General features: G+C 62.4%; 9 protein-coding genes. All 9 read left to right on the top strand.

What is annotated here, in order from left to right:
- Positions 1-2 precede the first annotated feature (2 nt).
- The gene (locus tag SOP95_RS27750; RefSeq protein WP_274077627.1) at positions 3-713 is read left to right on the top strand and encodes a GntR family transcriptional regulator; all 711 of its coding nucleotides are present in this window, start codon (positions 3-5) and stop codon (positions 711-713) included.
- Between the two features lie 63 nt (positions 714-776).
- Positions 777-2,336: a class I adenylate-forming enzyme family protein gene (locus SOP95_RS27745; RefSeq protein ID WP_274077628.1), complete on the top strand. Its 1,560-nt coding sequence runs from the start codon at positions 777-779 to the stop codon at positions 2,334-2,336.
- Positions 2,333-3,913: an acyl-CoA carboxylase subunit beta gene (locus SOP95_RS27740; RefSeq protein WP_323609020.1), complete on the top strand. Its 1,581-nt coding sequence runs from the start codon at positions 2,333-2,335 to the stop codon at positions 3,911-3,913. The genes SOP95_RS27745 and SOP95_RS27740 overlap by 4 nt, the downstream gene beginning before the upstream one ends.
- Before the next feature lie 62 nt (positions 3,914-3,975).
- Positions 3,976-5,250, top strand: coding sequence for a spinster family MFS transporter (locus SOP95_RS27735; RefSeq protein WP_323609019.1), 1,275 nt, complete (start codon positions 3,976-3,978; stop codon positions 5,248-5,250).
- Between the two features lie 3 nt (positions 5,251-5,253).
- The gene (locus SOP95_RS27730) at positions 5,254-6,255 is read left to right on the top strand and encodes a YeiH family protein (protein WP_274077631.1); all 1,002 of its coding nucleotides are present in this window, start codon (positions 5,254-5,256) and stop codon (positions 6,253-6,255) included.
- Between the two features lie 185 nt (positions 6,256-6,440).
- Positions 6,441-8,267 (top strand): DUF1302 domain-containing protein, encoded by a 1,827-nt coding sequence (locus SOP95_RS27725; RefSeq protein WP_323609042.1) that lies wholly within the window; start codon positions 6,441-6,443, stop codon positions 8,265-8,267.
- 37 nt (positions 8,268-8,304) lie between these two features.
- Complete coding sequence (locus tag SOP95_RS27720) at positions 8,305-9,663, top strand: DUF1329 domain-containing protein (protein WP_323609018.1); 1,359 nt, start codon at positions 8,305-8,307, stop codon at positions 9,661-9,663.
- Between the two features lie 69 nt (positions 9,664-9,732).
- The gene (locus SOP95_RS27715) at positions 9,733-10,818 is read left to right on the top strand and encodes a WD40/YVTN/BNR-like repeat-containing protein (protein WP_323609017.1); all 1,086 of its coding nucleotides are present in this window, start codon (positions 9,733-9,735) and stop codon (positions 10,816-10,818) included.
- A gap of 18 nt (positions 10,819-10,836) precedes the next feature.
- A partial coding sequence (locus SOP95_RS27710; RefSeq protein WP_323609016.1) for an efflux RND transporter permease subunit occupies positions 10,837-12,826 on the top strand: 1,990 nt, incomplete at its 3' end.

Genomic DNA, 12,826 nt, shown 5'->3' with positions numbered 1-12,826 from the left:
CTATGTCAATGAATGCAGGTTCGGCGTCGGCCGCCAAGGGCGGTAGTGCAATAGGTATCATGCGTGCGGGTCGCCAGCGCGTCCTGACGATGCCGGAGCAGATTGCCGAAAGCATTACGCTTGCGATTCTGCGAGGTGAATACGGGCCGGGCGATTCGGTGCGTGAACAGGAACTGGCCGACCACTTCCAGGTCAGCCGCGGTCCGATTCGCGAGGCCCTGCGCATTCTCGAGAAGGTCGGCGTGGTGACCATCGTGCCGCAGCGCGGCGCGCATGTGACCTCATTGAGCAGGCAAGAGATCGACAATCTGTTCGAGATCCGCGCGGTTCTGGCCGGTTTGCTGGCCAAATACCTGGTCGACCTGGATGGGTCGATCGTCAATCAAATGGACGCCATCGTTACCCGGCTCGAACTGATTGCCTCGCAAGCGGATGCCCTGGACGAGTATGCCCAAGGCAGTTATCGCCTGAGCACCCTGCTGTTCCAGTCCTGCGGCAACAAGCAGCTGGCAGAACTGATGGGGGCGCTGGGTATCCAGACCGCACGCTACACGCGGTTGGGCTTGCGTTCAGCGGAGCGTCGCCAGGCTTCCGCCAACCATTGGCGCCAACTGGTCGAAGCGCTCAAGCAAAACAGCAGTTCGGTTGCCGCGAACATGATGGTCGAGCTGATCAACGCTTCCCATCAAGCCGCATTGAATCACCTGGAATAATCCACACGGGGGCACAACACTCCCGAGTGCTGTGTCAGGTTGTCGACAATAAGACAAAAAATCATGACAAAAAAACGCACCGCAGGACTCATGCTCAGTTGGGCAGCCAAGCAACACCGGGGCCGCACCGCCCTGATCTTCGGCGAGAACGGCCTGACCTATGACCAGGTCGAGACGGGCAGCAACCGTCTTGCCCATGCCTTGATTGCCCTTGGGCTGCAGGTTGGGGAGCGCGTCGCCGTGCTGCTCAACAACTCGCCCGAGGCGATCGAGAGCGTTTTCGCGGTCGAGAAGGCCGGCCTGGTTTACGTGGCGCTCAATGCCCGGCACACCTTGGCCGAGCAGATCGCGATCCTCGACGACGCCGGCGCCAGCCTGCTGGTGGTGGGGCCTGAATTTCGCGAGATCGGCGAAGGCGTGCGTGATCGCGTCGCCGGTTTGCGCCAGGTGATAGCGCTCGATTGGCAGGCACCGCAGGTACTGGATTACCGCCAGTTGCTCGCCTCGATGCCAGCGCAGGCGCCGAATGTCCAGGTGTCTCCCGATGCCTTGCTGCGCATTGCCTATACCTCGGGCACCACCGGCAAGCCCAAGGGCGTCACCTACACGGTCAAGCGCTGGTATGAACGCCTGACCAACCATTTCTACGCCATGGAATACAGCCTGGGCGTGGAGGATGCGATGTTGCATGTCGGTCCCTTGACCCATGCCGCCGGCGTGCATCTGTTGCCCTGTTACTTGCGCGGGGCGCGCAATGTGATTCTCGAGAAGTTCGAGCCACTGGACACGCTGCAACAGATCCAGCGGCACCGGATCACGCAGATGATGTGCGTGCCGACCATGCTCACCCGGTTGCTCGACGCCCTCGACAGCGGCGCCGAAGCGGATCACTCGTCGCTCAAGTGCATCCATTACGGGACGGCACCGACCTCGGTCGACCTGATCCAGCGCGCCATCGCGCGCTTCGGCCCGGTGATGCGCCAGCAGTACGGAATGACCGAGGCGGTCCAGCCGCTGGCGGTGCTGTATCCGCACGAACACGCCGAAGACGGCGTGCTGCGCTCCTGCGGCAAACCGACGGCCAATGTGCAGATCAGCGTGCGCGATATTCACGGCGCAGAACTGGCGGTGGGCGAGATTGGCGAGATCGCCATCGCTACCGACGGCATCGGCGAAGTGGCTTTCTGGCGCCGGCCGGATCTTGAAGCCGAAGCCATTCGAGATGGCTGGTACTACTCCGGTGATCTCGGTTACCTCGATGCCCAGGGCTTTCTTTATATCGTCGGGCGCAACAAGGACATGATCATTTCCGGTGGCTTCAACGTGTATGCGCGGGAAGTCGAGGATGCCCTGGAAAGCCATCCGCATGTACTCGAGGTGGCGGTCCTGGGCCTGCCCGACCCGGAGTGGGGCGAGCGTATCGCCGCGTTTGTGGTGCGGCGCGAAGGCGCCACGCTCGACAGCGAGACCCTGGGCAGCCATTGCGCGGCCCTGATCGCCGGCTACAAGAAGCCGCGCCTGATCGAATTCGTCGAGGCCCTGCCGCGCAACAACGCCGGCAAGGTGGTGAAGAACATTCTGCGCGATGACTATCTCGCGCGCCTGCAGAGGACATCATCATGAGCACGCCTGTTGCCCCTGAATGGTCGCTGGAACTTGCGGACATCCGCGCTCGCCGTGAAATCGCCTACGCATTGGGTGGCCCCGAAGCGGTGGAGAAACACCACGCCCAAGGCAAACTCACGGCCCGTGAGCGCATCGGGCATCTGCTCGATGGCGAAAGCTTCGAGGAGTTCGGCATTCTTGCAGGTGCGGTGAAGTACACCCCGGAAGGCAAGATGGCCTCGGCCACGCCGAGCACGGCAGTGGTGGGTGTCGGCCAGATCGAGCGGCGGCGCACCGTGGTGGCGGCCGATGATTTCACCATTCGTGGTGGTTCGTCGGAGGCGGCGGTCGCTGAAAAGTGGATCTATGCCGATCGCTACGCCTGGGAATACAAGTTGCCGATCATCCGCATGATCGACAGCGCCGGCGGCAGTGTGAAGCTGCTCGACAAGCTCGGTCACACCAAGATCCCGGGCTATGCCTTGTTGCCGATCACCAACCTGCTGGGCGCGGTGCCGGTGGTCGGCATTGCCCATGGCGCCTGTGCTGGCCTGGGTGCGCTGCGGGTTGCCGCCTCGCACCTGTCGATCATGGTGCGTGGCCAGAGCCAGGTGTTCGCGGCCGGCCCGCCGGTGGTGAAGCAGGCGTTCGGCATCGATATCGACAAGAATGACCTCGGTGGTTACGACCAGGTGCATCGTCACAGCGGCATGATCAACCTGGCCGCCAACAGCGATGCCGAGGCGCTGGACCTGGCCAAGCGTTTCCTGTCCTACCTGCCGGGCAATGTCTGGGAGCAACCGCCGCGTGTGGCCTCGACCGACGCGCCCGGTCGCCGTGACGCCTGGCTCAACGACGCCATTCCCCATGACCGGCGAAAGATCTTCAACCCGCACAAGATCCTCAAGTCGCTGGTCGACAAGGACAGTCTGTTCGAGATGTCGCCGGATTTCGGTGCGTCGACCATCACTGCGTTCGCCCGCCTCAACGGCTATTCGGTGGGGATCATCTGCAACAACCCGCGCGTCGGCGGCGGTGCGCTGACCCGGGCGGCGGCGCTCAAGCAGACCCGCTTCATCGATCTGTGCGACACCTTTCACCTGCCGCTGATCTACCTGGTGGACCAGCCGGGCGTCATGACCGGTCAGGAGGCGGAAATGCAGGGCACGTTGATTGCGGCCATGCAGGCCGTGCATGCGATCGAACAGGCGAGCGTACCGGTCATCACCATTGTCCTGCGCCGCTGCGTCGGGCTCGCCGGTGCCATGGTCAGCCCCTGGCATGGCCCCACGGGCACGGCATTGCCGCACCGGTTTGCCTGGCCGTCGGCGCAGTGGGGTTCGATCCCGATCGAGGGTGGTGTCGCCGCTGCCTACAAGCAGGAAATCGCTGCAGCGGATGATCCGCTGGTGCGGCGCAAGGAACTGGAGGCCCATTACCAGGCCCTGGCTTCACCGCTGCGCACGGCCGAGCGCTTTGGCGTGATCGACATCATCGAGCCGGACAGTACCCGTCCGCTGCTGTGCAACTGGGTGGGTGACGCGTATCGCATCACCGCGCTTTCCCTTGGGCCGAAGCGGCGGACCATGCGCTAGTCCCCCTGGGACGGGTGGCATCGCGCCTTACCTTCATAAAAACAACTCAAAGGTACTGACGAATGTTCTGGAAAAAGAGTCCCTGTGCCGTCCTTGCGACGCTGATGGTGATCCACCTGCTGGCCCAGGTGGACCGCAATATCCTGCTGGGTTTCGCCCCGCAGATCACCGGTGAGCTGGCGATCAACAATGCGCAGTACGGTTTTCTGGTCGGCGCGGTGTGGGTGCTGAGTTATGGCGTGATGGCGGTGTTTCTCGGCGCCCTGGCCGATCGTCACAGTCGACCACGGGTGATTGGCGCGGGCATGCTGGTCTGGAGCGTCTGTACGGTGGCCTCCGGTTACGTCCAGAACTTCGAGCAAATGGTCGCGGCACGTTTTCTGGTGGCCACCGGAGAGGCTGCGCTGGTGCCCGCCGCCACGGCCCTGTTGATGGAGCTGTTCTCGGAAAAGCGCCGGGGCACCGCGGTGGGACTGTTTTACCTCGGCATTCCGTTGGGCATTGGCTGCAGCTTTCTGCTGGCGGGCACGCTCGGCGCTGCCCACGGTTGGCGCACCACGTTCCATTTCCTCGGCATCGCCGGGGTGATCATTGGCTTGCCGTTGATGCTGATGAGCGACAAACGCAGCCATTGCACGGTGCAGGAGCGGGGCGAACTCCTCGCCGCACAGATGGCCGCCGTGTTCAGTGAACTGCGCAGCAACCGCGTCGTGCGCTACACCGTGACCGGGTTCGTGCTGGCCCACCTGGCCTATCCGGGCATTTCATTCGCGCAACTGTGGATGACCCGGGAGAGGGGACTGGACCCGGCCTCGATTGCCATGACCCTGGGCGCGATGCAAATCGTATTCGGCTCGTTGGGCGCCTTGGCCGGCGGCATTCTGAGCGACCGCCTAGCCCCTCGTTTCAAGGGCGGCCACGGCAGTGTGCTGGCGTTGCTGATGTTGGTGTGCGCGCCGTTCATGATCGCTTATCGCCTGGTACCGGTGGATTCACCGCTGTTCTACGTGGGAATGGCGGTCGGCATCTTCATGCTGATGTCGCTCTACGGTTCTGCGACCACTGCCATTCAGGGCGCGGTCCCGGTGCGCATGCGTTCGACGGTCATGGGCTTCTCGATGCTGCTGCTCAACCTGTTTTCGGTAGCACTGGGCACCTTTGTCGTCGGCTGGGTCAGCGACGCCTTGACAGGTGCCGGAGCGGACTCGCCGCTGACCCATGTGCTGCTGGTCAGCGACATTCTCGCCCTGGTACTGGGTGGGTTTTTCTTTTATGTGGCGGCGCGTATCAAGCGTGGAAGCGCGTGTGCGATGCCGACAATGGGTATCAAGGTTTAGCTTATGGCCAGGTCCGCGGTCCTTCAATTGCAGTCGGTTACCAGCCTGTATCTACCGGGTGTGCTGGCGAGCATCGTGGTCGCCATTGCCGCGCGTTTCCTGGCTGACCAGTATCACGCGCCGGTGATGCTGTTGGCACTCTTGCTCGGCATGGCCATGAACTTTCTGGCGGCGGGGCCGAGCAGAGCCGGTATCGACTTCAGCGCCCGGGAAATCCTGCGCGTGGGCGTGGCCTTGCTGGGCTTGCGTATCTCGCTGGAGCAGATCGTGGCGCTGGGCTGGCATCCGGTGCTGATCGTGGTCGTGTCGGTGGTGGTCACCATCGTGGTGTCGATGCTGGCGGCGCGTGCCCTGGGCTTCAATGCACTGTTCGGCCTGTTGTCCGGCGGCGCCACCGCGATCTGCGGCGCGTCGGCGGCACTGGCCCTGGCGGCGGCGTTGCCGGGCCACCAGGCCAAGGAACGGGCGACACTGTTCACGGTCATTGGCGTGTCCAGCCTGTCGACCCTGGCGATGATCGTCTATCCGCTGATTGCCCGGGCACTGGACCTGGACCCGCTGCAAGCCGGGGTGTTTCTCGGCGCCACCATCCATGACGTCGCCCAGGTGGTCGGTGCCGGGTACAGCATGTCCCATGACATCGGCGATACCGCCACGGTGGTCAAGTTGATGCGTATCGCCATGCTGCTGCCGGTGATCGTCTGCGCGGTGTTGATCACCCGCGTCCAGGGCGGGCAGGGCACGGGTGAGCGGCCACCGTTGTTGCCCTGGTTCGCCGTGGCATTCGTGGTGCTGGCGACGGTGACCAGCCTGGGTTGGTTGCCACCGGTGGTGCAGGGCCTGGGCAATCAATTGTCCAGCTGGTGCCTGGTCGTGGCCATCAGTGCGCTGGGGATGAAAATCCAGTTGAAGGAACTGGCCACGGTGGGGTTCAAACCCATCCTGTTGATGGTCGGTGAAACGGTGTTCTTGCTGGGGTTGGTGTTGATGATGATACGACTCTGAAGTTGAGTCTGGTCGTTCAATAACGCGGATGTACTGACACCGGCGCTATTGACTGGATCTCGTTGAATGAATTGAACGCTCCCCTGACGGGGTTATGAGTGGTGGGCACTGTCATGCCCGAATTTTGAATAGCCAGGTGTATTTCCATGAACGCAAAACAACAACAAAAACCACAGAGACAACCGATGCGGGTAATCAAGACTCATGGTGCTGGCGTGTTCGAGCCAACGCTGCTGGCCTCGGCGCTGTTCATCGCCATGTTGCCGGCGGCACAGGCTTTTGAATTGAACACCGGCAGCGAAGACTGGACCGTGCGCTTCGATAACACCTTGAAGTTCAACTACGCCCAGCGGGTCGAAAGTGCTAACAGCAAGTTGGCCAATTCATGGAACAACAACGACGGCAACCGCAACTTCTCCTCGGGCAGTGCGGTGTCCCAGCGCCTGGATGTGCTGTCCGAACTGGACGTGACGTACCAGAAGAAAGCCGGTTTTCGCATCAGCGCCAACAGCTGGTACGACCATGCCTACGACAATGTCGGCAGTGACAACGCGGCGACCAACCAGCTCAACGATGGCCGGCCGGATTCGCGCCACGTCAGCGGTTATGTCGATCGTTACTACAACGGCCCATCGGCCGAGATCCTCGATGCCTTCGTCTTCGGCAGCACAGAAATCGGCGAAGACTCGATCCTCAGCGCCAAGCTCGGCAAGCACACCCAGTACTGGGGCGAAAGTGTCCTGGCCTTTGCCCATGGCAACAGCTACGGCCAGTCTGGCCTGGACATTACCAAGGCGCTGGCGGTGCCCGGCACCGAAGCCAAGGAACTGTTCATCCCGCGCAATCAGTTGTCAGTCAGCTTCACGGTCAACCCGGAACTGACCCTCGGCGCGCAGTACTTCCTCGATTGGGACGCTTCGCGCCTGCCGGAGTCCGGTACCTACCTGGGCTTCAACGACGGCATCCAGAACGGCGGGCACAACCTGTCGCTGATCGGTGGGCAGAATCCGTTCTTTGGAGCCTCAGGCGCGATCGGTGCCAACCAGTTCCTGCGCCTGAGCAATGGCCATACCTTCGAACCGGACAAGCGCGGCGACTTCGGCCTGATGGCCAAGTGGAGCCCGGAATGGCTCGACGGCACGCTCGGCATCTACTACCGCAACACGTCCGACATCCTGCCCAACCTGGTGCTGCAGCCGACCGCTGTCGGCCCGGCCCAACTGATCTCCGGCAACATCGGCAGCTACAACCAGTTCTACGTCGACGACATCGATATCTATGGCATCAGCCTGTCGAAAAGCGTCGGCGACGTCAGCGTCGGCTTCGACCTCAACTACCGGGAAAACATGCCCCTGGCCAGCGTCGCCGGTACCGTCAGCCCGGCCGCGGCAGCTGCCGGCCGGCCAGGCTTCATTGGCGGCTTCGATGGCGAAGACGGCGTGGCCCGCGGCAACACCGTGCATGCGGTGCTCAACGGCCTGACCACATTTGGCGACACACCGCTGTGGGACAGTTCTTCATTGCTGGTCGAGCTCGGCTACAGCCGCTGGCTGAAGGTGACCGACAACAAGCAGCTGTTCAAGGGCGAGGACTGGTACCGCGGCACCGACAAGGTGACCAAGGACAACTACATCATTGGGGTCAACTTCAACCCGACCTGGTACCAGGTCTTCCCGGGCATCGATATGTACCTGCCGATGACCTACAACGTCGGCCTCAACGGCAATTCCGCCGTCCAGTTGGGGGGCAACGAAGATTCCGGCAGCTACTCGGTCGGCGTCGGCTTCGACGTGCACAACCAATATCGCTTCGACCTGAAATACGTGGACAACTTCGGTCCATTCGACACTTGCAGTTCGCCAGGCAGCGCTGGCAGCCAGGGAGACGGCGCTGCGCCGGGTGCCAACGGGCAGTACAACTGCACGCCCGGGCAAACCACCGCCTTTGGCGGTACACCGGCTCAGCTCAAGGATCGCGGCATGGTAACGGCCACCTTCAAGACAACTTTCTGATTCGCGATTGCTTAAAAGCAATCAGGAGAACGACACCATGAAATGCATGCACAATCTGTTAACCGCCTCCGTCGCGCTGGCCTTCGCCGGCCTGGTCCAGGCCGCCGTGCCCGCCGCCGACGCGAGCAAGCTGGGCAGCAACCTCACCGCCGTGGGCGCCGAAAAAGCCGGCAACGCCGACGGCTCCATTCCGGCCTATACCGGCGGCCTGACGACCGCGCCAGCAGGTTTCAAATCGGGCGATACCCTGCGTCCCGACCCTTACGCCAGCGAGAAGCCGCTGCTGGTGATCGATGGCAAGAATGTCGCGCAGTACAAGAACCAGCTGACGGCCGTCACGGTCGAACTGGCCACGCGTTTTCCGAGCTTCCGCGTCGAGGTCTATCCGACTCATCGCAGCGTGGCCCTGCCAAAGAGCGTACTGGACAACAGCTTGAAGAACGCCACCGGCGCCAAGTCCCTGGAGGGTGGCAACGCCATCGAGAACGTCCTGCCGGGTGTGCCTTTCCCGATTCCGCAGTCAGGTGCCGAAGCCATGTGGAACCACCTGCTGCGCTATCAGGGGGTGGCGTATTCGACCAAGTATGACTCCTGGAACGTCGATGCCTCAGGCGCGCAAATCCTTGCCACCAGCGGCGAGATCGTCAACTCGTTTCCGATCTTCGAAGACCCGGGCAAGGTCATCGATGGCAAGGACACCTACTTCCAGACCCGTCTGTTCTACACAGGTCCCGCGCGCCGGGCGGGCGAGGCGATCATGCTCAAGGACGCCGCCAACCCGCTCGCCCAGGCACGTCGTGCCTGGCAGTACCTGCCGGGGCAACGCCGGGTGAAGCTGGCGCCGACCCTGGCCTATGACACACCGAACCCGGGCACGGCAGGCTCGGGCACCTATGACGACGTGTATGTCTTCAACGGTGCGCTGGATCGCTATGACTGGAAACTGGTGGGCAAGCAGGAAATGATCGTGCCGTACAACACCTACGCGCTGAGCTACATCAAGGACCCGAAAGCCTTGACCACACCCAACCACCTGGCGCCGCAATTCGTGCGTTGGGAGAAGCATCGTGTGTGGGTGGTGGAAGGCACGCTCAAGGCCGGTGCCCGTCACGTCTATGCCAAGCGTCGCTTCTATCTGGACGAGGACAGCTGGGTGGCCCTGGCCTCCGATCAATACGATGCGCGCGGCCAACTGTACCGTGGCTCTTTCAGCTTCCTCTCGCAAAGCTACGACGTGACCACCCCCAACACTACGCCACACGTGATCTATGACCTGGTGGGCGGGACCTACAACATCAACGGTTTGTCCGGCGCCTACGGCGGCATCAAGTACATCGCACCCCTCACCAAGGCGCAGTGGTCACCGGACGCACTGGCCGGTAACGGTATTCGCTAAGCGCGTTACACCAGCAGGCCGGCTGCATCTCGTGTGCAGCACGGCCCGGTTTTGCCAGGAGGACGCACTATGGGTTCATTGAACAAGCGCAGGTTGCAGGCGCTGGTGATGCTGTTGGCGCTGTGGCAGACGGGTGCCCAGGCGAGTGCCTATGTCGATGTGCTGGACCTGCCCGCCAGGCTCAGTGCCTTGGCGGTCCGCAGTCCCATGCTCGACGTTGCGAATGCGGGGCCGCGCCTGGTCGCCGTTGGCCAGCGCGGCCATATTCTTTATTCCGACGACGCCGGCAAGAAATGGTCGCAGGCCAGCGTTCCGGTCAGCAGCGACCTGAATGCCGTTTACTTTTCTTCCCGGGAACAAGGCTGGGCCGTGGGCAACGATGGCGTCATCCTGCACAGCAGTGACGCTGGCGTGACCTGGAAAAAGCAACTGGACGGTCGTGAGATCGGCGCATTGCTGGTCAAGCATTACTCGAAGCTGGCCGATGCCGAGCCGGCCAACGAACAGTGGCCGCTGCTGGTCGCTGAAGGTCAGCGGCTGGAGGAAGAGGGCGCCGACAAACCCTTGCTCGACGTCTGGTTCGCCGACGACAAGCTCGGTTACGCGGTCGGCGTGTTCAACCTGATCCTGCGTACCGAGGATGGCGGCCAAAGCTGGACGCCTTTTCAGGATCGCACCGACAACCCGCAGAACTTCCATTTGAACGCGATCAACTCGACCGGCGATGCCTTGTACATCGCGGGAGAGCAGGGGTTGCTGCTCAAGTGGGATAGCTCGCAGCAGCGTTTCGCTGCGTTGCAAACACCGTATCAAGGCAGCTTTTTCGGCGTGGTCGGCAAGCCTGGCGAAGTGGTGGTCTACGGCCTGCGCGGCAACGTATTGCGCAGCACCGACGGCGGGCTGAGCTGGACCCCGTTGGAAAGCGGATTGCAAGTGAGCATCACCGCCGTCGCCGTCGATGCTCAAGGTCACTACCGGTTTTTCACCCAGGCCGGTCACATGTTGCTGGCCAAGGACGACAGCGTCCGCTTGCAGTGGGTGGCGCAGCAATCCCCGTCCCCGGTGGCTGGCGCGACAGCGGTTGGCGAGGGTGCGCTGGTCGTGGTCGGCAGCCGTGGTGCCCGCACGCTTCTCGAAGAACAAGAGCCAGAATAATAGAGCGAGTACTCACACATGGCCCCTACCAAGCAAGACAACATGCCGGTGATCCGCGATCTGCGCGACTTCGATCGACGCTCCGGCAATCTGCTCGAACGGCTGGTGTTCAACCATCGCCCGCTGTTCATGCTGCTCATGGCCCTGGCCACCGTGGTCCTGGGCTACATGGCCGCCACGCGTCTGGAACTGCGCCCCAGCTTCGAAAAAATGATCCCGCAGAGCCAGCCGTACATCCAGAATTTCCTCGAGAACCGCGCTTCGCTGCGCGGCCTGGGCAACTCGGTGCGGGTGGTGGTGGAAAACACCCAGGGCGATATCTTCGACCCGAACTACCTGACGGTCCTCAAGCAGGTCAACGACGAGCTGTTTCTCACCGAAGGTGTTGATCGCGCCTGGATGAAATCGCTGTGGACGCCTGCGGTGCGCTGGACCGAAGTCACCGAGGAAGGCTTCCAGGGTGGCCCGGTGATGCCCGATACCTATGAAGGCAAACCCGAGCAGATCGAACAGCTGCGCCAGAACATCGGGCGTGCCGGCATCGTCGGCAGCCTGGTGGCCAGCGACTACAAGTCGAGCATGTTGGTCGTACCCCTGCTGGACAAGGCCTCGGCCACCGGCCAGGGCATCAACTACCACGCCTTTTCGCAGATGCTCGAAGAGCGGCTGCGCGACAAGATCGAGTTCGCCGGGGACAGCGCGACGCGTAAGGCCGGTGCTGAGGGCAAGGGCCCGTACAAGGTCCGGGTCATCGGTTTCGCCAAGCTGATGGGCGACCTGATCGATGGCCTGATCCAGGTGATGATGTTCTTCGGCCTGGCCGTGTTCACTTCGTTGATCATTATCTACGCCTATACCCGTTGCGTGCGCAGTACCTTGCTGGTGGTCGGCTGCTCGCTGATCGCGGTGGTCTGGCAACTGGGCATCGTTGCCTGGTTGGGTTATGCCATCGACCCGTATTCGGTGCTGGTGCCGTTCCTGATCTTCGCCATCGGCGTATCCCACGCGGCGCAGAAGATGAACGGCATCATGCAGGACATTGCCCGTGGCACGCATAAGCTGATCGCCGCGCGCTATACGTTTCGCCGTCTGTTCATCGCTGGTGTCACCGCGTTGCTGGCCGATGCCGTGGGCTTCGCCGTGTTGATGCTGATCGATATCCCGGTGATCCAGGACCTGGCGATCACTGCCAGCATCGGTGTGGCGGTGCTGATTTTTACTTCCTTGCTACTGATGCCGGTGGCGCTGTCCTATATCGGCGTCGGGCGCAAGGCCGCGGAGCGGGCACTGAAGATCGACACCCGTGCCGCCGAACATCGTGGCTTCGGCAAGTTGTGGGACCTGCTCGACCGTTTCACCACGCGCAAGTGGGCCACCGGCACGGTGCTGGTCGCCGTGTTGCTGGGCATCGGCGGTTTCGTGGTCAGCCTGCAACTGAAAATCGGCGACCTCGACAGCGGGGCACCAGAACTGCGGGCCGACTCGCGCTACAACCGCGACAACGCCTACATCACCCAGCATTACGCGCTGTCGAGCGACCTGTTCGCGGTGATGATCAAGACTCCGGCGGAAGGCTGCCTGAACTACCAGACCCTGATCCTCGCCGACCGCCTGGCCTGGGAGCTGCAACAGTCTCCGGGCGTGCAGGCGACCGCTTCGCTGGTCAACGCGGTACGGCAGATCACCGCCGGTACCTTTGAGGGCAACCCCAAGCTCAACAGCATCCAGCGCAACCAGAACGTGCTGAACTATGCCGCGCAACAGGCCTCGGTCAATGCACCGGAGCTGTTCAACACCGACTGCTCGCTGATGCCGGTGATCGCTTTTCTCAAGGACCACAAAGCCGAGACCCTGGACGCCGTGGTGGCGATTGCCGACAAGTTCGCCAGGGAAAACAGCAGCGACGATCGCCAGTTCCTGTTGGCCGCCGGCAACGCCGGGATCGAAGCCGCCACCAACATCGTGGTGCGCGAGGCCAATCGCACCATGCTGCTCTATGTTTATCTGG

It is taken from the genome of Pseudomonas sp. YuFO8, from assembly GCF_035065025.1.
Lineage (GTDB): Bacteria > Pseudomonadota > Gammaproteobacteria > Pseudomonadales > Pseudomonadaceae > Aquipseudomonas > Aquipseudomonas putida_AE.
Note: the sequence above shows the minus strand (reverse complement) of the source record. Positions and strands in the feature narration are given on the sequence as shown.

What these genes read in the sequence shown, in the direction of transcription:
- SOP95_RS27750 (WP_274077627.1), top strand. Translation starts at nt 3, where the DNA reads ATGTCAATGAATGCAGGTTCGGCGTCGGCCGCCAAGGGCGGTAGTGCA.
- SOP95_RS27745 (WP_274077628.1), top strand. Translation starts at nt 777, where the DNA reads ATGACAAAAAAACGCACCGCAGGACTCATGCTCAGTTGGGCAGCCAAG.
- SOP95_RS27740 (WP_323609020.1), top strand. Translation starts at nt 2,333, where the DNA reads ATGAGCACGCCTGTTGCCCCTGAATGGTCGCTGGAACTTGCGGACATC.
- SOP95_RS27735 (WP_323609019.1), top strand. Translation starts at nt 3,976, where the DNA reads ATGTTCTGGAAAAAGAGTCCCTGTGCCGTCCTTGCGACGCTGATGGTG.
- SOP95_RS27730 (WP_274077631.1), top strand. Translation starts at nt 5,254, where the DNA reads ATGGCCAGGTCCGCGGTCCTTCAATTGCAGTCGGTTACCAGCCTGTAT.
- SOP95_RS27725 (WP_323609042.1), top strand. Translation starts at nt 6,441, where the DNA reads ATGCGGGTAATCAAGACTCATGGTGCTGGCGTGTTCGAGCCAACGCTG.
- SOP95_RS27720 (WP_323609018.1), top strand. Translation starts at nt 8,305, where the DNA reads ATGAAATGCATGCACAATCTGTTAACCGCCTCCGTCGCGCTGGCCTTC.
- SOP95_RS27715 (WP_323609017.1), top strand. Translation starts at nt 9,733, where the DNA reads ATGGGTTCATTGAACAAGCGCAGGTTGCAGGCGCTGGTGATGCTGTTG.